Source organism: Paenarthrobacter sp. YIM B13468 (assembly GCF_042788025.1).
GTDB lineage: Bacteria > Actinomycetota > Actinomycetes > Actinomycetales > Micrococcaceae > Arthrobacter > Arthrobacter aromaticivorans.
Window position 1 is genome coordinate 118,102 of the sequence record NZ_JBHZPI010000011.1, and the last position, 19,969, is coordinate 138,070.

Consider the following 19,969-nt stretch of genomic DNA (forward strand, 5'->3'; position numbering starts at 1 on the left):
TGCTAGCCGGCCAGGCGTTCCTGGCGGATCTTGGCCGTAGCTGCCTCGTCCACGGCGCCGTCGGTGATGACCACGCCGTAATCGGCTGCTGCTGCCTCGAGAGTGACGCGGGACTCGCGGTAGTCGTCGAGGACTGCCAGGACGTCGCGCTCCAGCGGGTCGCCGTAGCCACCACCGCCGGGGGTGATGGAGACGACCTTCTCTCCCGATTGCAGGTCGTAGCGGCCCACCACCGGGATCTCGCGGCGTTCGCCGGTCTTAAGGTCTTCCACCCAGGCGGAAGGTTCTGCCCCGTCGTGGCCGCCACGGACACCCTTGGGCGGGTTGATCTTGCCTTCGATGCCGTAGGTGAGAGTCACGCTCTCCCCGCGGGGCTCCATGGTGACGCGTGTTGCGAGTCCGCCGCGCTGGCGGCCGGCTCCGCCGGTGTCGGCTACCAGGGTGCGTTCGTGGACCAGGATCGGGTAGCGCTGCTCGTCCACTTCCACGCTGTCGTGGTACAACAGGGCGCCGCACACAGGACGCTGGTAGGTAGGCCATCCGTCAACGAACGGGGTAGCCGGACCCCCGACGCCGCCTACCAGGATTTGGTTCACGTAGGCGTTGCCGTTGCGTTCGTCCGTTCCGGAAATGACCGACTTGGCCGGCGCCTGGCCGGCCGCGCCCTCGGCGGTGCCGTATCCGTCGTCGATCTGGGAGAACGCGGCCTGGACGATGTTCACCACGCGGTCGGCGAGGTTGGTGGTTCCCGAGGAGCAGGAGTAGGGGTGCTTGGGAACGCCGACGGCACAACCATCACGCAACAGCACCTCCACCCGGCGGAAGGTTCCGGCGTTGCTGGGCAGGTTCTCCGGGATGCCGGAAAGAATGCCGGCCAAGGCGGCGCCGGTGGCCGTTGCCTTGGTGAGGTTCAAGCCGTTGGGAAGGTTGTCCGGGTTGTCGCGCAGGTCGATCACAATCTTGCCCTGCTTGGGCTTGACCTCGAGGGTCGCCTGCAGCTGCACGCCGTCCGGTCCGGTGCCAGGGAAGGGATCGTGGGCAGAGGTGCCATGGAGGACATACTCAGGCAGCTTCTCGATTGCGCTGGCGGTCAGCCGCTCGGAGTAGTCGAACCAGGCGTCCACGAAGTCCACCAGGTCATCCACTCCGAACTTTTCTGCGAGCTCGTGGATGCGGCGCTCGGCGATGCGGGAAGCACCGACGGATGCGAGGTAGTCGCCGTACCACTGGTCGGGAACCCGGATGCGGGACCGGCACATGCGGATGATGTCGTCGATGTCCGTGTAGTCGCGCTGGATCCGGACGCAGGGGAAGATCAGCGCGCCTTCCTCGTACACGTCCCGCGCTGTGGCGAAGAAGGTGGTGGGAAGCGAGTTGCCGCAGTCGGCCTGGTGGGCCTTGGTCACGGCAGTGAAGAGGTGGCGTCCCTGGATGAAGATAGGCACCAGGATCACGTGGTCTGCAGCGTGCGAGTTACCCATGTAGGGGTCGTTGTGCAGGAACGCGTCGCCTTCGCGGATGTCCTTATGTAGTTCCACCATGTCCTCGCCCAGGGGTCCAGCACCGAAGACGTGTACCGGGACACCTTCGGCCGCGGCGAGCAACTGGTTGTCCGCGGTAAGTACGGCACAGGAGAAGTCGCGGGCGGTGTTGATGACGGATGAGCGGGCGGAGCGGAGCAGGCCGCTGGTCATCTCGCGGACAATGCCGTCGAATGCGTTGGCAAGGACCGAGAGCTTTACGGGATCGAATTCGCGGGTCACGGTTACGCCTCCTTACGGGTGAGGTAGATGTTGGATCGTTCATCGAGCGTGGCATCCCACTCCGGCGGCACGACGATGGTGGTGGTTGGCTGGTCGATGACGGCCGGCCCGACGATCTTGTCGCGCGGGGCCAGCGTCACGCCGCGGTAGCGTTGGGTGCTGAACGGTTCGCCGCCAAAAACAATGCTGTCAGTGCGGTGGATCTCCGCGGTGCGGCTGAGTTCGCTCTCGGACTTGAGATGTTCCGGCCGCGGAATTTCCACGCGGACACCCCAGGTGATGATCTCCACGCGGCTGTCCGGATCGTGGGTGCCGTTGCGGCGATCGTGCTCTTCGTGGAAAGCGCGCTCAATGATGCCTGCCGCGTCACCGGACGTGTCTGGGGCGGCGTCGAGGTAGACCCGGAGGTCCCAGGCCTGGCCGGGGTATCGGGCATCCACGAAGTACGTGACGTTGGGCGTCTCGCCCACGCCGTCGAAACGCTTGATGAAGACTTCAGCCTTGGCTGTCAGGTCCTCCACTGCGCGGGAGGCCGAACCGGCGTCGAAACTGCGGGTGTCGTTGTGCAGCGGCGAGAGGAACTCGGTGGCGATCGGGGCGCGGTGGGCGCCGTAGGCGGCCAGGACGCCGGCGGTCGCCGGGATGAGGATGGTGTCGGCTTCCAGAAGTTTGCCGATCGCCGCGGCAACCATGGCACCGGCGCCGCCACCGGCAACAATGAGGGCACCGCGCGGGTCCACGCCCTGCTCCAACGAAGCCTGGCGGATGGCAGTGGCCATGTGGTTGGCGGAGACATCCAGGATTGCCTGGGCAGCCTGCAGGGTATCCATCTTCAACGGCCCGGCGATGCGGGTGTCGATGGCCCTGATGGCGGCTTCGCGGTTCAGGGTGAACCCGCCTTCGAAGCCCTCTGTGTCGAGGTAGCCAAGGGCTACGCAGGCGTCGGTGACGGTGGGTTCTTCGCCGCCGCGGCCGTACGCTGCCGGGCCGGGAGTGCTGCGCGCACTCTGCGGACCCACTCGAAGCAGCCCACCGCCGTCGATCCATGCGATGCTGCCGCCACCGGCGCCGATGCTGGACACCGCAACGGAGGACAGACCGGTGAGGTGCCCCACGAAAGGCTCGCCCAGCCAGGCTTCACGGGTGTGGCGGACCACGCCTTCCTCCACCAGGGAGACGTCGAAGGTGGTGCCGCCCATGTCGCAGACAACCACGGTGTCCCGGTCCGGAGCAGCCGCAGCGCCCACCAGCGGCGCCATGGACGGGCCGGAGTTCAGCAGCAGGACGGGACGGTCAAGGACATCGGCGACGTCGAGCACGGCACCTTCGGAGGTGACCACCAGCAGGTCCCCGGCGAAGCCGTATTCCTGCAGGTCGGAGCGGAGCTTGCCCAGGTGGTCGGCCATGAGCGGCTTCAGGGAAGCGTCGATCGAGGCTGCCGAGGAGCGGCGGTATTCGCGGATGGTCGGGTTGGCCTCGTTGGAGAGCGTGTACGGAACGCCGGGGAGAATCTCCTGGATCAGCTCGGCAACGCGCTTCTCGTGGGCGTCGTTGATGATCGACCACAGGAAGGAAACCGCAACGGCCTCGATGCCCAGTTCCTTGAAGGAACCGAGGACCTCGCGCACGTGCTCCTCGTCCAACGGCACCAGGACGTCGCCTTCGGCAGTGATGCGTTCGGTGATTTCGAAGGTCAGCTGGCGGGGAACATACGGCGGCGGGTAGGCGGCCTTGGAATCGAACGCGTCGCGGCGGCCACCTTCGCGCAGCAGCAGGGTGTCGGCAAAACCGTCCGTGGTCAGCAGCGCAGTTTTGGCGACCTTGCCGGTGAGCACTGCATTGGTGGCGTGGGTGGTGCCGTAGACAATGACGTCTGCGTTGCGCAGAACATCGTCGCCGCTCCAGCCAACGGACTCGGCTGCGCGGCGTACGGACGCTTCGAAGCCGGTGAACACGCGGTCGTAGGTGGTCAACGCCTTGCCGACCGCCATGTCACCGCTGTTGGACCCGACTACGACGTCGGTGAAGGTACCGCCGGTGTCGACGGCGATGCGGTACCTGGCCTCACTTGCTTGTGTTTGTACATCACTCATGGTCTTCATTACTTTCGTAGAGCTTGCAGGGGGTTAGAGCTGGGGCTTGCCCACGGTGTTGCGGAGCAGCCCCACCTTCTCGATCTCGATTTCCACCGTGTCTCCCGGTTCCAGCCAGACGGGCGGATTCCGCTTGGCACCAATGCCTTGCGGGGTCCCTGTGGCAATGACGTCGCCGGGTTCCAGGGTTAGGAAGCTTGAGAGGTAGGAGACGATGCGTGCGATCGGGAAGATCTGGTAGCTCGTGTTGGAGCGCTGCACTTCGATGCCGTTCACGCGGGTTGCGAGGTCCAGGTTTTGGGGATCGCCCACTTCGTCCAAGGTGACCAAGGCCGGGCCCCACGGGGTTGATCCGTCCACGGCCTTGCCTGCCAGCCACTGTGTTCCGCGGTACTGCAGGTCGCGGGCGGTGACATCGTTCAGCGGGGCAAGCGCGGCCACGTATCCGAGTGCTTCTTCTTCGCTGACCTCGCTGGCCTTGCGCCCGATGACTACGGCGAGTTCACCTTCGAAGTCGAGGTTTTCGCTGACCTTCGCACCGCCGATCTCGTCTTCGGGTCCAACCATGGTGGAGGAGAACTTGGCGAAAACGTCCGGGTACTCCGGGAACGCGCGGCCGGTCTCGGCAACGTGGTCCTTGTAGTTCAGTCCGATGCACAGCACCTTGGAAGGGTTGGGCACAGGTGTGGTCAAGCGGATATCGGCCCGGGCACCCACATGGGCTTCGGGGTCCTGACCGGCCAATGCGCTGAGCTCGGCCGAAATGGCTTCAAGCCTGTCGCCGTAGAATTCCAGGAATTCCCGGACGGACGAGGTGGCTCCGTGCACCGCCTGGCGGGAACCCTGCAGCAGCAGCTCCAGGTCATAGATAGTGTCGTCGATCAGGACGCCGCCGCGAACGCCGGACTCGTGTTCGTAGGAAACGATCTTCATGGTTACTTTGCGCCTTCCGTGGTGGGAGCCTCCGAGGCGACTGCCAGGACGGCCTCGGCCAGGCGGTCGGTTATGTCAGCGACCACCTTTTCGTCCATGGGCGTGGACAGGGATAGCAGGTTGGCCGGGGAGCCGAGCAGGCCGCGCTCGTAGGAGGCCCACCACAGCTTGTGCTGGGTGTGCTCGTCTACCTTCTCCGCGCCGGCCGGAACCGCGCGGAGGAGCGAGCCGCGGCCGCGGATCTCCCAGCCGGCTTCGGCAACCCTGGCGTTGACCGTGTCGCGGGCGGTGTCGCCCAACTGGTTCAGGCGCTTGACCTCATCTTCGGTGTAGAGGCGCAGGGCGACGGAACCGGCTGCCATGCTGACGGGGTTGCCGGAGAAGGTGCCACCATGCGGCAGGCTGCCGGGGCGCGTCGGGTCCACCTCGGCCATCAGCTCGGCCTTGCCGCAGACTGCTCCGACGGGGAATCCGCCGCCGATGAGCTTGCCCGTGGTTAGCAGATCCGGGGTAACCCCGTATTCGCCGCTGAAGCCGCTGTAGCCAAGGCGAAGGCTAATGACCTCGTCGATGATCAGGACAATGCCGTATCGGGTGGCCAGCTCCCGGGCAGTCCGGACGAACTCCCCGTTGATGGTGAGGAGGCCGGCACGGTTGGGCAGCAGATCCAGGATGATGGCTGCGTACGCGTCCGGAGCGGCCTCAACCGCCTGGCGAAGGAATTCGACGTCGTTCAACGGAACCGCTGTGACGTCGTCGATCACGCCGCGGGTGACGCCGCGCTGGTAGGACGGTCCACCGGGAACCAGGGCAACCTCGGACGTTCCGTGATATCCACCCTTGGTGACGATGACGCGCTCACGGCCGGTGCTGGCACGGGCGATGCGGATCGCGGACATGACGGCTTCGGTGCCGGAGTTCGCGAAACGGACCTGGTCCAGTTCGGGAAGGCGGCCGAGGAGGAGTTCGGCGAGTTCCCATTCGTAGAGGTTCGGGATGCCCCAGCTTGCACCCATGGTGAGGGCCTTGGTTGCAGCTTCGGTGATTTCCGGGTGGGCGTTGCCGTGGATCAGGGAGGTGAAGTTGTTGTTCGCGTCGATCAGTTCACGGCCGCGGTCATCCCACACCCGATAGCCCTCGCCCTTGATGGCGTACGGGCTCGGAGCGCCGGTGTAGTAGGTTGACCGGCCGTAGCCGCCAGGCAGCAGCGGGAAGCCGCGCGGACCGCGGCGCAGGTGCGGATCCTCTGCAGGGTTCTGCAATGCAGCGAGGTCTTCCAAATGATTGGTGGTAGCCAAGTCGGGTTTCTCCAGTCTTTTCAGTTCACAAGTCGTTTCAGTTCACGAGTCGTTTCAGTTCACGAGGTCGATGAGCGGCTGCCCGGTTAGCGCGAGGCGTACGCGCTCCACGGCACCGTCCTGCAGGGCACCTGTCGACCGGTTGGAACGCCAAGCGATGTGCGGCGTGAGGATGGCGTTTGGTGCCGTCCGCAGCGGGTGATCAGCACCGAGCGGCTCCTGGGCGAAGGTATCGATGCCGGCGCCTGCAATGTGTCCGGAGGCCAGTGCCTCGGCGAGCGCGGCTTCATCGATGAGGCCGCCGCGGGACACGTTGACGATCACCGTGCCTTTGCGCATTTTCGCGAGCACTTCGGTGGAGATGAGGTTCGCCGTTTCGTCGTTCAGCGGCAGGTGGAGGGAAACGACGTCGGAATTCTCCAGGATGTCCTGCAGCCCGGTCATCTCCACGAAACTCTCCGTGACAAAGGGATCATAGGCGCGGACGCGGGCTCCTACAGCCGAATACATGCGGGCCACATGCTGCCCGATGCGGCCCATGCCCAGGACGCCGACCTCAAGCTCGGAGAGGACAGGGGTGTCGTAGCCGATGGTTCCGGCCCAGCCAAGGTTGTCGATGGCGGCGTTTCCGGCAGGCAGGCGGCGGGCCAGCGCCAGGCCCATCGCGAAGGCATGGGAGGCGACTTCCTCCGACGCCGTGCCGGGAACGATCGAGACCGGGATGCCCGCTTCGGTGGCTGCGGCGACGTCGATGTTGTCGTAGCCGATTCCGTACCGGATCACTGCCCGGCACTTGGTCATCAACGGGAAATCGGCGGCAGTGAGCTTGGCATAGGGTGTGATCATCACGATGTCGGCTTCGGGAAGCCCGTCACGGAAGGCATCGGTGTCTGCCGCGGCGTTGAGTGTGTAACCGAACTCCTCGGCGAGCGCGTGCTCGCGGTCCAGGTCCGGGAAATGATGAGGGGCCACAAGAATGGTTCCCTGGGCATCGCGGGTCATAGTCAGTCGTCCTGTTCGTGTTCGTATCCTCGGTCGCCGCCGGACAGTCCTTGGGACGGGTGCCGGCGTCGGGTGATTTCCAGTACAACGCGATATCGGGACGGCCATCCGTGCCATATCGAGACACCACGGTGGGACACCGTGTCCCACCGCCTGGGGAGAGCCAGGCCTTCCGCCGCCCGGGCAGCACAACTCACCAATCGCCGTCGGGCTTTTCGCCGCCGGGGCAGCACGGAGCAGCCGGCCCCCTTTAGGAGGTCGGCTGCCGCTCCCTGCCTGGAATCAGAGATCGAAGCCGCGGCTGCGGAAGTAGTCCATGCGCCGGTACAGCGTGGAGCGCCCGATCTGCAGCGTTTCAGCGGCCAGGCTGCGGTTGCCCTTCGCCTCCTGAAGGGCCGTGCGCAACTCGCTGAGTTCTGCATCCTCGAGGCGGGATAGCCTGCCCTTCGTCAGGACACGGTGGAATCCCTGGGGCAGGTCGTCAACTGTCACCTCGGCACCCTCCGCACGTTCGACGGCGTTGGAAACCACGGCCCGCAGCTGGTCGATGTTCCGTGGCCAGTCTGCATGGGTGAGGGTGGTGATGAGCCTGCGGGACAAGCGCCGCTCCCCCAGCTCTCCTGCGATGGCGTTGGCCAGGTGGGGGATGTCTTCGCGCCTGTTGCGCAAGGGCGCCACGGAGACCTCAAGGACATCGAAGGCCTCCGAAAGCAGGAGCGTGGCATCCGTGGGGCGGGTGACGGTGAAGATCAGCTTGGTGGTGGCGTTGTTGCGGAGGTTGCGGGCAATCTCACTGGCTTCGTTCTGGGATAGTTCATCGGCGTGTTCAACGATCAACGTGGCTGGGAGCTCGGTGTCCACCCGGTGCACGACATCCCTGAAGTTGGCATTCCTGAGGTCTCCGTTGCGGGCATCCACAACCATCTGCCCACCACGCAGGGATGCGATGGCACCGGCAAGCCGTAGTTTCCCGCTGCCGAGTTCACCGATCATCACCACGGACCTGTCCTGGTCCACGGCTTTCCGCGCCAGGTTGAGTGTGCGTTTGAACTCTGTGCTGGTGCCATCCACGTACTTCAGCAACCGTTCAGCGGTCCCTTGCGGTGCCAATTCCAGGGTTATTGCCGCGCTTGCGGAAGCGTTCGCCCGCTCCATGGCGGGTGCATGCGGCCGGACCACCACAATTGCTCCGACGTTCGCCGACGAAAGCGTTACCGGTGATATTTCCAGCGTGGAACGCCCCGGCCCCTGCAGCATGACTTCGCAGTTCATGTCGCGGCCGGAAGCCATGACCGCTTTGGCGTAGCCGAAGACGATCGAGAAATCGCTGTCCACCAGCGTCGCCGTCGCCGAAGCGTTCTGGAGCGAGTTTTTACCGTCGACGGCGATGACAGCCCGGTTGCCCCTGCGGCGCGAGATTCTGAGGTATTCGCTCAGAAGTGCCCGCTCCTTGGATGAGGTCCGGACCTCGATGTCCCTCTCAATGCGGGAAGCAACTCCCTCCAACATGAGCAGGGTGGATGACGGTTCCAGCGTGCTGACCCGGTTTGCCGGGAGAGTCAGCCCGATGACAGCCCGTACACGGTTATGGAATGGGTCGCGGACCAAGGAGGCAAAGCACCAGTTGCCGCGCATGTCCTCCCGGAAGTGTTCCTCCGGAGCCAGCCAGACACCACGCCCCTCTTCCAGTGCCAGGCCTTCGCCATTGCTGCCACAGCTCTCCTCCAGCAGGGAGTACCCGGCAGGGAACCCGTCATCCCGCAAAAAGTTGGCCTTGACCAGGACACCGTTGGGGGCGGTGATGTTGACGTAGCCCCCCAGGTCGGCGGCCACCTCGTCCAGTTTCTGCAGGTGCGGGCCGGCCGCTGCGATCGTGTACTCGTCTACCCGCCCTTCGTCGTAGAACCCGCGGTCGGCGAAGGCGTCAACGCCCGCAGCACGGCTCCGGTACCACGAGCGGGCCACCATGGGACGGATCCCACTGAGGTCGGCATGGGGTTGCATCAGGAAGAGCTCACGGAGCCTGTTGGTTTCGCGTGGGGTCTCGTGGGGCAACGGTGATAGTACTTCTGCAGACATGTGGAGGTTCTCTCTGGGTATGCGGTTCAGGACGCCAACGCCGGGCCAGGTCCCCCCGGCCTGATCTTTCGTGGCCGCCACCTCGGCAGCTTAGGACGGAATGCCTGCCGGGCGCTCCAGTTCTCATTCAGTGACGCGTTGTCCTCCAGCGCCCTTGCGCCGATGTACGCGGCAACCATTCCGGAAAGGCCGCTTCCGAGAATGACGTTGTTGTTCCGAGTGGCCCCCAGGCTCGTGTTTTCGGTGACCATTTGTTTGCTCTTCCGCTCAAACCATTCAGGTTGGTGGGGGCATGTGCTCCGCGCCACTTCCAGAATACCTAACTAACAGACGTTAGGGAAGCGTCTGCCCCGATTTACCTAACGACTGTTAGGATGGCGGATTATGAGCGTGACGTCCTACCAAGCCGCGATGACAGGCTTCCAGACCAAGCTGGAGGAGTGGAACTGGGCCGGCCAGAAAACGGCCCGCCAGAACATCCTTGAGGCCTTCCTGGAACTCGCCATCGCCAATGGATTCAACTCCGTTTCGATGCGGACCATCGCGAATGCCGTCAACATCAAGCCACCCAGCCTCTACTCCCACTTCCCCGACGGCCGGGACGAAATTGTTGCCGAATCGCTCCGCTGGCATTTCCACCGCTTCGGCGTCGCCCTTCTTGAGGCGGTAGCGCCAGCCACAAATGCGGAAGAGTTCTGGGACGCCATGGTCAGGCTTCACTTCACGCGGCAGGTGCGGCTCCCGGAAAGCAACCTCTGGGACTTGCTTGTAGCCACCGACAGGATGGCGGAAGTCCTGCCAAAGGACCTCCGCGCGCAAGTGGACGAATGGGTGGCGCTCCACGAGCAGATGTATGAGGCGGCGGCCCGTGACATGGGGTATGCCGATCCCGCGGAACACGTGAAGGTGGTTGTCACCCTCCTCGAGGGTGCCACGCGCTGGGCCTCCCGCGACTGCACCGACGCCGAGCTTGAAGAGTTGGCGGACCGTGCCGTTACCCTGTCCCGGGCGATTTTGGGCGTCGACTTCGGGTCAGGAACACAATAGGCGACGGCGGTCAGTCACCCCCGAGCACGGGCCGGCGCCTCGCCGATCCGGCCTGCCCCTCTTCCAACGTGGCCCAGAGTGGCACAGTGCGGCAGGAGTCCCTCCCCTTACTCTTCCTACTACAAAGTACTGAAAGTAGACCGGATCCGCCGCGGCCAGTGAGCAACGCTGACTGCTGCCTTGGCGAACTGCTTGGGAGAACTGATGAACAGCTACTATCCACTTGCCCTCTTGCTTGCGCGCCAGGAGCAAGCCACCTTGAGCCATGCGCACAGCGCCGCCCCCATGGCACCTACGCTTCCTGACGGGAAGCAGGAATTACGACGGCGATGGCTGGCGTTGCGGGGACGGGTTGCTACCCGCCTTCATCGCATCGCGTGGGCCATTGAGCCCTTGGGGTATTAGCTCCCGCTGCGGGTTTTATTCCTCCAGATAATGAGTATTACAGCCGCCGTAATCACTGCGGCGCCGAGCATTGCAAGCGCCACGCTGTCGCTGCCGGTGGCGTCCCTGAGAAAACCGTAACTATAAGGGCTTACAAAGCCGGCGATGTTACCCACGGAGTTAATTAATGCGATTCCGCTCGCGGCTGCTGCGCCGGTCAGATAATGGGTGGGCAGCGACCAAAACATTGCTGTTGCCGGGAGGACGCACATCGTTGCCACTGTGATTGCGATAAGAGCAATGATCGGCTGGCCCAGGGCCGCTGTGATTACTGCGAAGGCACCCGGAGCAAAGATCAGCGGAACGCTGATGTGTGCAACTTCGGCGTCGCGCCGCGCGAAGCGCATCGCCATCAGAAACAGAACTATTGCAGCGCATGCATAAGGAATGGCTGTTACCAGGCTGACTTGAACTGCCGATAATTCCGGTCCGATCTTCTTGACCAGTTGCGGCAGCCAAAAAGCCAAGGGGTAGTTTCCGAACTGGATCAGAAAGAAGACGACCGCCAGAAGGATGACCCTTTTATCACGCAAGCCTGCCCAAATGCCGTGGTTTGAACGGCCCGCCGCACGCTCCTCGCCCTCCCGCGCCAGGGTCTCGATCAGCCACTGGCGTTCAGGTTCGTCGAGCCAACGCGCCTTCTGTGGAGAATCCGTCAACAGAAAGAAGCTGAGGACGCCGAGGATGACCGCCAGGAGGCCGCCGACGAAGAAGATCCATCGCCAGCCCGAAAAACCAAGCAGGCCATCAAAATGCTGAAGGATCTGACCGTTCAGGAGGCTTCCGGTCGCCAGGGCGATGGAAACAGAGAGCATGAAGACGGACAACATGCGGGCCCGAACGGCATTGGGAAACCAGTATGTGAGATAGAGGATTATGCCGGGGAAGAATCCGGCTTCAGCGACACCGAGGAGGAACCGCAGGATGTAGACGCCGGCTGCGCCCGTCGTGAATCCGATAAGCACGGTGATGATCCCCCAACTGATCATGATCCTCGTGATCCAGATCCGGGCTCCCACTCGATGCAGCAAGACATTACTGGGAATTTCAAAAAGCACATAGCCCAGGAAGAAAATGCCGACGGCAAACCCGAATGCGGTGGCATTCATGCCAAACTCCTGGCTGAGCCCTTGGCTGGCGAACGAAATGCTGGTCCGGTCGAGATATCCCACGATGTACCCCAACATCAGTATAGGCATCAGTCGCCGGAATACTTTGCGCTTTGTTCGAACAGCGACGTCGGACAGGACATTGTCTATTTTGATGACCAAGAATTTCTCCTATGGCGCTCATTGTTTGGCTTTATCGACGTGGAGTGTGGTCCGCTGTACCCGAAATGCGCAAGTCATGAAGGTCGCCAGTGTTCGGAATATACGAATATCTGAATGGTTGATCAGAAGCAGATTGAATCCTGTACCCACACCCCGCGAAGGTCAAGAGGATGGGATTATTTGTCTCAGATTGGCACAGATGGTGGATCTTGCGGAATTTCCGCCAATTCAGACGGCCCAAAATCGACTCTTGACGCGTGAGGCTAATCACTGCATCATTTATCCGCATTCGCAATTTACGAAGGATGTTCGCATATGTCAAACAGTTCATCAAGGACTTCCAGCACGGTTGCCACCGCACTCCGTGTGCTCCGAATTCTCAGCGAACACCCAAAAGGGATTGGCGTCAGTGAGATGTCGCGACAACTCGGCGTGGGACGAAGTACTGCACACATGCTTCTGTCCACGCTCCTGCAACAGGACTTCGCTTTTCAGGACGAGGACAGCATGTACTTCCTTGGCCTGGGTGCCTTCGAGGTGGGCGCGGCCGTCCCGGATGTTGCCCGGTTCGGAGGCGCTCTGCTGGGACCCATGAGGTCACTGGCGGACCTGAGCGGTGAAGCAGTCTCGCTGGCGATACCGCGCAACCGGGACGCCATCATTGTTCAACGATTCGAGACGAAGCATGTCTTGAGGATGGACATTCGGGTGGGGACCAGGATGCCCTTGGTCAGTTGCGCATCCGGAAAGGTCTTGCTGGCGTCGATGTCTGAAGCAGAGATCGACAACCTCTACCCGGACGAGGAGCTGCCAGAGGTGACCAGCCTCAGTGTCCGCTCCAAGACCGTACTCAAGTGCAGGATCCTCCCGGAAGTCCGGCGACAGGGTTATGCCATCACAGAGGGCGAATATGCCGAGGGCATCGACGGTGTTGCAGCCGGGATCGCCGCCCCAAGCGGGGTTCTCGTCGGTGCACTCAGTGTTGCCGGTCCCAGCAGCCGCTTCGTCATCGACCAGTGGGTGGAGCCCGTTCTCACGGCCGCGACTGCCATGGCGCAATTGCTGTCGAGGAACAGTTCGTAGCTCATGTGAGCACAAAAACAACGTTAGGAAAACACATGGAAGTCATCGCAGGAATCGATGTTGGCGGCACATTCACAGACGTGGTGCTGCACGACACCAAAGAAAACCGTCTCCGCATAGCGAAGGTCTTCTCGACCACGGGCCAGCAAGCGGAAGGGCTCGTCGCGGGACTGGAGCAACTACCGGTACCCGTCGCCGGGATGGACGCAGTCGTCCACGGCACGACCGTGGCCACCAACGCCGTTCTTGAACGTAAGGGAGACCGCTGTGCGCTGGTGACCACAAAAGGATTCCGGGACGTCCTCGAGCTGCGCCGACGGGACCGGCCCACCACCTACGGGCTGACAACAGGCTACACACCGATTATTCCGCGGAGCCGATCAATCGAAGTCGATGAACGCATTGACTCCCAGGGCCGGATCCTGACGGCATTGACCGATGACGCCATCATTCGCGTCGCGGACAAACTGCGGGACCTGAACGTTGAGAGCGTCGCTGTCTGCCTTCTCAACAGCTACGCAAATCCGGCCCATGAACAGCTCCTCATCGAGAGGCTCGCCACCCTGCTCCCCGGTGTCAGCTTCAGCGCCTCACATGAACTGTGCCCCGAGTCAGGAGAGTTCGAGCGAGCAAACACAACGGCTGTCAACGCCTTCGTCAGCGCCACCATGGGCCGCTACCTTCACAGCGTCCAAGACCGGCTTGAAGCAAAAGGCTTCAAGCATGAGGTCCAGGTGATGCAGTCCAACGGCGGGCTCATCCCTGCCCGGCGCGCAGGACGGCTGGGTGCACGGACACTGCTGTCCGGGCCGGCCGCAGGAACGGTGGCGGCAGCTGACTTCGGCGCGGCAGCCGGCCTCGCCGACGTCATCTCCTGCGATATGGGCGGTACCAGCTTCGACGTCGCACTGATACCCGGCGGCGCCCCATCCATCACCTCCGAAAAGAACATCGACTATGGCATGCCCATCAAACTGCCAATGATCGACATCACCACCATCGCTGCCGGCGGCGGCTCGCTGGCCTCCCTCGACCGGGCAGGAATCCTCCAGGTAGGACCCGAGAGCGCCGGCTCAACACCGGGACCCGCCTGCTACGCCCGAGGTGGCACAAAACCCACAGTCACCGACGCCAATGCTGTCCTGGGTCGTATAGCCCCAGACCAGCAACTCGGAACCGAAGACGGATTCACCATCGACGTCGACGCCGCCAGGAACGCCATCCGAACTGAAATCGCGGACCCCCTGGGCCTCAGCATCGAGGCCGCAGCCTTGGCCATCATCCGGATAGCCAACGAAAAGATGGCCGGCGCGATCCGCAGCGTCAGCGTGGACAAAGGCCACGACCCCCGAAAATTTGCCCTGGTTGGCTACGGTGGTGCCGGACCAATGCACATCGCCGAACTGGCAAGAACAGTCGGAGCGACCACCGTCCTCATCCCACCCCACCCAGGCGCCCTGAGCGCCTACGGATGCCTCATCGCCGATGCCAAGTACGACTACGTCAGCGCCCTCAACATCAACGTTGAAGGCACTGAGCTAAGCCAGAAGGTCCAGGACATCCTGAGCCAGCACGCCTCCGAGGGCACAGGACTGCTCACCTCCGACGGTTTCACGTCCGAAAGCATTGCCGTGGAACACTTCGCAGACATGAGTTTCAGCAAACAGCGTTACACGCTGCGTATCCCGCTCGGGGACCGGCAGCAGGGCTGGACTTCCGACGGGCTCGCCGATGCCTTCCTGCGCGAACACGCCAAAACCTACGGCGGCAGGCACCCGGCACGAAACATCAAGCTGATCAACCTCCGAACCGTCACTACCGGACGACGATCCCTTCCGTCGCTGGCACCAACCCAGACCAAAACCACGCATCAGCAAACCAAACGGAGCATCAACTTCACCGGCGAACCACAAATGGTCGATGTCCTGTCACGGGATTCCCTGGTAGCCGGTCAATCACTGGAAGGACCCCTCGTGATCGAACAAATCGATACCACCATCATCCTGCCCCCGGGAACCCGGTCCATCGTCCATGACAGCGGCTCGATCATCGTGGAGGTGGCACGATGAGCCGCCCCGATGTTGATCCGCTCTCCTTGGCCGTGATCCGCGGACGTCTCGAACAGATCGCCGATGAGATGGACACGGTCTTCGAACGAATGGCCTTCTCCCCCGTCATTTCGGACGCATGGGACCGCGCCGACGGAATCTACTCCGCCAAGGACGGATCCATGATCGTCCAAGGCATCAGGGGTCTGCCCATCTTCGTAGGCACCATGCAGTACACGGTCGCCAGCGTCTTGAACATCGTGAAGGAACCACGACCCGGGGATACCTACCTCGTCAACGACCCCTTTGCCGGCGGAACCCACATCATGGACACCAAGCTCGTCAGGCCTTACTTCTACAACGGGAAACTGTTCGCCATGCTGGCCAACACCGGCCACTGGACAGACCTTGGCGGCCGCGTCCCCGGTGGATTCGCTGCCCAGGCCAGCGACTGCTACCAGGAGGGCCTGCGGATTCCGCCCGTTCGCCTGTTCACCCAGGACACCCTGAACACCGACATCCTGGCGATACTGCAAACCAATTCCCGGCTGCCCGACGACATCATGGGCGATGTCGAGGCCCAGGCCACTGCACTGCGGGTCGGCGATGAACGCCTCACGGAGCTGCTCGACGAATACGGACCAGAACTCGTCTCCAATGTCATTGACCTCCTCCGGGAACGCTCCGCCCTCCAAATGCGCAGCTATATCCGTGACATACCGGATGGCTCGTACAGCTTCTCCGAGCGGATGGACAACGACGGCATCAACGAGGCCCTCCTGGACGTAGCGGTCCGCCTCACCATCAGCGGCGACGAAATGACCATCGATTTCAGCGAGTCCTCCCCACCGTGCGAAGGACCAATGAACTCCGTCTACGCGGCCTCCGTCTCCAGCGCCATCGTGGCCATAAAGCACGTCTTCCCGGACATCCCGATCAACTCGGGGATTTTCGAGCCCCTGTCCTTCGTCATCCCCGAGTCCGTCTTCCTCAACGCCAAGCCACCACGCCCCGTCGCAGGCTGCGCAGCTGAAACCAGCCAACGCATCATCACAGCCGTTATGGGGGCCCTCGCTGGTGCATTGCCGGACCGCGTCCCGGCCGGGTCCTCCGCCACCTCCAACAATCTTTCCATCGGAGGCGTGGACGAGGACGGCGAGCAATTCGTCATGTACACCTTCCTTGGTGGCGGATATGGCGGACACCAATCGGGCGATGGTTTGTCCAACGGCTGCTCCCTGATGAGCATCGGCCTGATCCAGTCGGTTGAAACGCTGGAACAGCGCTACCCCATCCTCGTACGCCAATACTCCCTCAGGGACGAATCCGCCGGCGCCGGCACATTCCGGGGCGGACTCGGCGTCCACTTCGAGTTTGAATACCTCGGCAAGCACGGCCGCGCCAGCCTGCTCGGCGACCAATCCAAGACAGCCCCGGTCGGCCGCATGGGCGGCCAACCCGGTGCGACATCCGCCCCCTGGTTCCGGCTGCGGGGAGAGAAGGTCACTCTTCCCATGGTCAGCAAGGGCGAAAACGTCAGAATCACCCAGGGCGACATTATCTGCATGCTCACCCCGGGCGGGGGCGGCTACGGGGACCCGGCGCGACGATCCAAACAGGCCATCGCCGGAGACATCGAAGCCGGTTACGCCACCTCCGACTGAACGGGTCAACCCGACAAATCCAAACAACCTCATGCACTTCGGATCCACTATGGAGGCACCATGCCTAGCACCGAGCAACACAATCTGGGGGAAACAAAAGCACTTCGACGGGCCATCACCGGAAGTCTGGTAGGCACGTCACTCGAATGGTACGACTTCTTTCTCTACGGCACTGCCGCCGCTCTGGTCTTCGGAGAGGTCTTCTTTCCGTCCTATGACCGGTTGACCGGAACCCTGCTATCCTTCATCACCTTTGCCGTGGGCTTCGCGGCGCGACCTGTCGGCGCCGCAATCGCCGGACACTTCGGGGACAGAATAGGCCGCAAGAAAGTCCTCCTTGCAACGATCATGCTGATGGGAACCTCCACAATCGCCATCGGAGTGTTGCCCAGCTATGCCACCGCAGGCATCCTCGCGCCCATCCTCCTCGTCATTATCCGGCTCATTCAAGGACTCGCCCTGGGCGGAGAATGGGCCGGGGGTGCACTCATGATCGCAGAACGCGCACCAGCGGCCCGACGGGGCTTCCTGACGAGTTTCGTTCAAGTCGGGGCCTCCATCGGAAACCTTCTCAGCACAGGCATCCTGCTCCTCATGTCCGCGCAGCTCAGCCGTGAAGAGTTCGTGGCCTGGGGCTGGCGGGTACCGTTCCTGCTCTCCGCGATCGTCGTGATAGTCGGAATCTACATCCGCCTGAAAGTCACCGAAACACCGACCTTCAACGCCCTTCAGCAAGAGGGGAAAGTCAGCCGCTCGCCTGTCCTGGAACTGTTCCGGCGTCAACCGCTGGACATCCTGCGGGTCATTGGGATCCGGGCCGGCGCCGACATCATGTTCTACCTCCTGATTACGTTCCTGCTCACCTATGTGTCGCAGACCCTCGGCCTGCCCGGCAGCATCGGTCTCACCGCAGCAATGCTCGGGGCCGGCATGCAGCTGATCACCTACCCACTCTCAGCAGCGCTGAGCGACAGGTTTGGCCGCAGGCCGATCACCATCATCGGCGCCATTGGGGCGACCATCTGGATGCTGTTCTTCTTCTTCCCGCTGGTTGACACCAAATCAGTGGCCCTGATCATCGCAGCGGTCCTCGTTGGCCTCGTGTTCCACTCAGCCATGTACGGAGTCCAGGCCGTATGGATCTGCGAACTCTTCGACGCCAAACACCGCTACAGCGGCGCATCCCTTGGCTACCAGCTCGCCGGAATCGTCGGAGGCAGCCTCGCCCCAACCATCGCCATCGCACTGCTTCAAATCTTCGGGACAACCAGAGCTATCACCGTCTACGCGGCGGCTGCCTTGGCGATCGTTGCGATCACCGCGGCCTTCACCCGTGAAACACGCGGAATCAAGATGAACGAAGCCGACGCCGACCACGAAACGGCCTCCGTACACACGTAACGACGTTGGGGGGCTCCAAACGAGCCCCCCCCAACCAACAAAGGAAACCACATGAGCACCAGCCACCTCGACGCGCTCGAAGTCCAATGGCTTGAAACCTACAACCAACGCAACGCACGTTCCCTCGAAGCCAACAAGACCGCCCAGCAGCTCATCGCCAAGGGCCAGCGCACCCGCTTCAACTCAGGCATGCCCTACCCCATCTATGTCGCCTCCGGAAGCGGATCCCGCTTCACGGACCTGGATGGAAACACCGTCCTGGACTGCAACGCCGGATGGAACGCAAGCTTCATCGGCAGGGCCCACCCCGCAGTAACAGCAGCCGTTCACACAGCAATGAGCAATATCGGGGCCCCTGGCGGCGCCATGCACCCATCCCCCATCCGCGACGAGTTCGCCCAGCTGCTCTGCGCACGGATCCCCGGAGCTGAAAGGATCGTGTTCGCCCCCTCAGGCTCCGAAGCCAACACGTATGCACTGCGATTGGCGCGGGCCTTCACCGGGAATCAGATAATCATCCGGGTGGCAGGAGGATTCCACGGCCAGCACGACGCTTTGCTTGGCGAACAATCCTCGAAAACCGGGCTCTCCCCAACAGCCCACGACAACATCGTCACCGTGCCCTACAACGACCTGTCCGCAGTCCGGGATGTTCTGCAGAGTCGCCATGGTTCAGTCGCGGCCGTAATAGCTGAGCCTATGATGACCATCCCCGGAGCCATCCACCAACGGGACGGCTACATCCAAGGCCTACGGGACGAAACCCGCAAACATGGCGTCCTGCTGATTCTGGATGAAGTCATCACCGGCTGCCGCTTCGCAGTCGGCGGCGCAACCGAGTACTACGGGCTATCTGCTGCCCCGGACCTCATCGTCATGGGCAAGATGCTTGGCGGCGGTCTGCCAGTAGCCGTCGTCGCCGGCCGGGCTGACATCATAGAACAGCCGATCAGCGCCTCCAACACCCACGCGCAAAACCCCGTAGCCCTGGCAGCAGCCGTCGCAACCATGAAGGCCACCACCCCCGCCGTCTTCGCCGATGCTGCTGCCAAGGGCGAAAAGCTACGCCAAAGACTCCGGGAAATCGCCGAACGGCTCGGTTTCTCCCTTGCCGTGACCGGGGACGGCCCCTGCGCCGGAGTGCATTTCTCCAGCGAGGAAATCGTGGACTACGCGAGTGCAGAACGCGCCGATCACAGGCTCTGGCGCCTCATGTGCCTCGGATTGGCAAACCAAGGGCTGGGCTTGACCAGCCGGACATTCGGTCCGACCGCTGCCTGGACCGACGAGGATCTCAACACCGCCATCGGCGGCTTTGAGGTGACCCTGTCAGCCATGGCCAAAGCGCACCAACTCGACCATGAGAGGGCAACGGCATGACAATCACGGACGCCATCCGAACGGAGATAGCCAGCCCATCCGTCCCCGCACCCCGCGGGCACTTCTCCCATGCCGTCACGGCAGGACAGTTCGTCTACGTCTCTGGCCTCCTCGCCTTGGATAACAGCGGAGCAATCCAGCACCCAGGCGACATCGAAGCACAGACAACCACCATCCTTGAAGCGTTGGAATCAATTCTCAAGGCAGCCGGGTCATCGCCGGCGGACCTCATCAAACTGACCGTCTTCGTCACCGACATCAAACAACGCGCAGCAGTCAGCGCGCTGAGGGCACAACGATGGCCGGACATCAGGCCAGCAAGCACACTTGTCGAAGTGAGTGGCCTGGCCGCCGACGGAGCCGTCATCGAAATCGACGCAGTAGCCCTCCTCTGACGGGATGGTGCTGGCCCCGCATGCAGGGTCCAGCACCATCCGCCGACCTTTAATGAAATGAAACAAAC

15 protein-coding genes are annotated in these 19,969 nt (G+C 62.7%); 8 read left to right on the forward strand and 7 right to left on the reverse strand.

All coding sequences use genetic code 11. The features are described from left to right. Positions 1-2: 2 nt before the first annotated feature. The 6 genes from ACFX4T_RS12395 to ACFX4T_RS12420 all read right to left on the reverse strand — a co-directional run bounded on the left by ACFX4T_RS12395 (position 3) and on the right by ACFX4T_RS12420 (position 9,168). The gene (locus ACFX4T_RS12395) at positions 3-1,763 is read right to left on the reverse strand and encodes a hydantoinase B/oxoprolinase family protein (RefSeq protein ID WP_377652140.1); all 1,761 of its coding nucleotides are present in this window, start codon (positions 1,761-1,763) and stop codon (positions 3-5) included. A gap of 2 nt (positions 1,764-1,765) precedes the next feature. Then, positions 1,766-3,856 carry a hydantoinase/oxoprolinase family protein gene (locus ACFX4T_RS12400; protein ID WP_377652141.1) on the reverse strand — a complete coding sequence of 697 codons (2,091 nt, stop codon included), beginning with the start codon at positions 3,854-3,856 and terminating at the stop codon, positions 1,766-1,768. Between the two features lie 33 nt (positions 3,857-3,889). Beyond that, complete coding sequence (locus tag ACFX4T_RS12405; RefSeq protein ID WP_377652142.1) at positions 3,890-4,789, reverse strand: fumarylacetoacetate hydrolase family protein; 900 nt, start codon at positions 4,787-4,789, stop codon at positions 3,890-3,892. A 2-nt stretch (positions 4,790-4,791) separates the two neighbouring features. After that, the gene (locus ACFX4T_RS12410; protein WP_377652143.1) at positions 4,792-6,087 is read right to left on the reverse strand and encodes an aspartate aminotransferase family protein; all 1,296 of its coding nucleotides are present in this window, start codon (positions 6,085-6,087) and stop codon (positions 4,792-4,794) included. A gap of 54 nt (positions 6,088-6,141) precedes the next feature. After that, positions 6,142-7,089, reverse strand: a complete 948-nt coding sequence (locus tag ACFX4T_RS12415; protein ID WP_377652144.1) for a C-terminal binding protein — start codon at positions 7,087-7,089, stop codon at positions 6,142-6,144. Between the two features lie 282 nt (positions 7,090-7,371). After that, positions 7,372-9,168, reverse strand: a complete 1,797-nt coding sequence (locus tag ACFX4T_RS12420; RefSeq protein WP_377652145.1) for a sigma-54-dependent Fis family transcriptional regulator — start codon at positions 9,166-9,168, stop codon at positions 7,372-7,374. 384 nt (positions 9,169-9,552) lie between these two features. Between ACFX4T_RS12420 and ACFX4T_RS12425 the strand changes: the two genes are divergently transcribed. Beyond that, positions 9,553-10,215 (forward strand): TetR/AcrR family transcriptional regulator, encoded by a 663-nt coding sequence (locus ACFX4T_RS12425; protein ID WP_377652146.1) that lies wholly within the window; start codon positions 9,553-9,555, stop codon positions 10,213-10,215. Between the two features lie 204 nt (positions 10,216-10,419). Beyond that, the gene (locus ACFX4T_RS12430) at positions 10,420-10,620 is read left to right on the forward strand and encodes a hypothetical protein (RefSeq protein WP_223948991.1); all 201 of its coding nucleotides are present in this window, start codon (positions 10,420-10,422) and stop codon (positions 10,618-10,620) included. On the opposite strand, the gene ACFX4T_RS12435 is transcribed toward ACFX4T_RS12430, so the two are convergent. Then, a complete protein-coding gene (locus ACFX4T_RS12435) occupies positions 10,617-11,930 on the reverse strand; it encodes an MFS transporter (protein WP_377652147.1) in 1,314 nt (437 codons plus the stop codon). The two genes, ACFX4T_RS12430 and ACFX4T_RS12435, sit on opposite strands and share 4 nt — an antisense overlap. Positions 11,931-12,245: 315 nt before the next feature. Here ACFX4T_RS12435 and ACFX4T_RS12440 point away from each other — a divergent pair, with 315 nt between their 5' ends. Genes ACFX4T_RS12440 through ACFX4T_RS12465 form a run of 6 tightly spaced genes read left to right on the forward strand, consistent with a single transcriptional unit; the run spans position 12,246 to position 19,901 of the window. After that, positions 12,246-13,013, forward strand: a complete 768-nt coding sequence (locus tag ACFX4T_RS12440) for an IclR family transcriptional regulator (RefSeq protein WP_223948989.1) — start codon at positions 12,246-12,248, stop codon at positions 13,011-13,013. 35 nt (positions 13,014-13,048) lie between these two features. After that, the gene (locus tag ACFX4T_RS12445) at positions 13,049-15,082 is read left to right on the forward strand and encodes a hydantoinase/oxoprolinase family protein (protein WP_377652148.1); all 2,034 of its coding nucleotides are present in this window, start codon (positions 13,049-13,051) and stop codon (positions 15,080-15,082) included. After that, positions 15,079-16,725 (forward strand): hydantoinase B/oxoprolinase family protein, encoded by a 1,647-nt coding sequence (locus ACFX4T_RS12450; protein WP_377652149.1) that lies wholly within the window; start codon positions 15,079-15,081, stop codon positions 16,723-16,725. Before ACFX4T_RS12445 ends, ACFX4T_RS12450 begins: the two co-directional genes overlap by 4 nt. Positions 16,726-16,785: 60 nt before the next feature. Next, the gene (locus tag ACFX4T_RS12455; protein ID WP_377652150.1) at positions 16,786-18,126 is read left to right on the forward strand and encodes an MFS transporter; all 1,341 of its coding nucleotides are present in this window, start codon (positions 16,786-16,788) and stop codon (positions 18,124-18,126) included. 51 nt (positions 18,127-18,177) lie between these two features. Further along, positions 18,178-19,506 (forward strand): aspartate aminotransferase family protein, encoded by a 1,329-nt coding sequence (locus ACFX4T_RS12460; RefSeq protein WP_377652151.1) that lies wholly within the window; start codon positions 18,178-18,180, stop codon positions 19,504-19,506. After that, positions 19,503-19,901, forward strand: coding sequence for a RidA family protein (locus tag ACFX4T_RS12465; protein ID WP_223948984.1), 399 nt, complete (start codon positions 19,503-19,505; stop codon positions 19,899-19,901). The genes ACFX4T_RS12460 and ACFX4T_RS12465 overlap by 4 nt, the downstream gene beginning before the upstream one ends. Positions 19,902-19,969 lie beyond the last annotated feature (68 nt).

What these genes read in the sequence shown, in the direction of transcription:
- ACFX4T_RS12400 (WP_377652141.1), bottom strand. Translation starts at nt 3,856, where the DNA reads ATGAGTGATGTACAAACACAAGCAAGTGAGGCCAGGTACCGCATCGCC.
- ACFX4T_RS12405 (WP_377652142.1), bottom strand. Translation starts at nt 4,789, where the DNA reads ATGAAGATCGTTTCCTACGAACACGAGTCCGGCGTTCGCGGCGGCGTC.
- ACFX4T_RS12415 (WP_377652144.1), bottom strand. Translation starts at nt 7,089, where the DNA reads ATGACCCGCGATGCCCAGGGAACCATTCTTGTGGCCCCTCATCATTTC.
- ACFX4T_RS12420 (WP_377652145.1), bottom strand. Translation starts at nt 9,168, where the DNA reads ATGTCTGCAGAAGTACTATCACCGTTGCCCCACGAGACCCCACGCGAA.
- ACFX4T_RS12425 (WP_377652146.1), top strand. Translation starts at nt 9,553, where the DNA reads ATGAGCGTGACGTCCTACCAAGCCGCGATGACAGGCTTCCAGACCAAG.
- ACFX4T_RS12430 (WP_223948991.1), top strand. Translation starts at nt 10,420, where the DNA reads ATGAACAGCTACTATCCACTTGCCCTCTTGCTTGCGCGCCAGGAGCAA.
- ACFX4T_RS12440 (WP_223948989.1), top strand. Translation starts at nt 12,246, where the DNA reads ATGTCAAACAGTTCATCAAGGACTTCCAGCACGGTTGCCACCGCACTC.
- ACFX4T_RS12445 (WP_377652148.1), top strand. Translation starts at nt 13,049, where the DNA reads ATGGAAGTCATCGCAGGAATCGATGTTGGCGGCACATTCACAGACGTG.
- ACFX4T_RS12450 (WP_377652149.1), top strand. Translation starts at nt 15,079, where the DNA reads ATGAGCCGCCCCGATGTTGATCCGCTCTCCTTGGCCGTGATCCGCGGA.
- ACFX4T_RS12455 (WP_377652150.1), top strand. Translation starts at nt 16,786, where the DNA reads ATGCCTAGCACCGAGCAACACAATCTGGGGGAAACAAAAGCACTTCGA.
- ACFX4T_RS12460 (WP_377652151.1), top strand. Translation starts at nt 18,178, where the DNA reads ATGAGCACCAGCCACCTCGACGCGCTCGAAGTCCAATGGCTTGAAACC.
- ACFX4T_RS12465 (WP_223948984.1), top strand. Translation starts at nt 19,503, where the DNA reads ATGACAATCACGGACGCCATCCGAACGGAGATAGCCAGCCCATCCGTC.